Here is a 277-nt window from a genome sequence, read left to right as displayed (position 1 = left end):
AGTTCCTTGAGGACATAGGACTGGCCGTCAAACGGCATCGCCGCCAGGAACGCCGGGGTGATGGCCTGGACCCGCCGTTGGATGTCGACGATCCGCTGCGCCTCGCTGTCCCATGTCGGCTGCGCGCACGGCAGGTATGGCATCAGGGCAGAACCAGGGGCATGTTTGATGTCGAGCAGGAAATTTCCATCGGTACCGCCCCGGCCCCGGAGCAGCACCACATAGCGTTCCACGCCGAGGCTGCCTGTGCCGGCTATCCTGCGCGCGACATCCTGCA

Annotated in this window: 1 protein-coding gene; it reads right to left on the bottom strand. The window is 65.0% G+C overall.

The features are described from left to right. Positions 1-277: DUF2252 family protein (locus H3H39_RS27425; protein WP_182157702.1), on the bottom strand; the 277-nt coding region annotated here is incomplete at both ends.

The sequence above is a fragment of the Rugamonas apoptosis genome (assembly GCF_014042355.1).
Lineage (GTDB): Bacteria > Pseudomonadota > Gammaproteobacteria > Burkholderiales > Burkholderiaceae_D > Rugamonas > Rugamonas apoptosis.
Note: the sequence above shows the minus strand (reverse complement) of the source record. Positions and strands in the feature narration are given on the sequence as shown.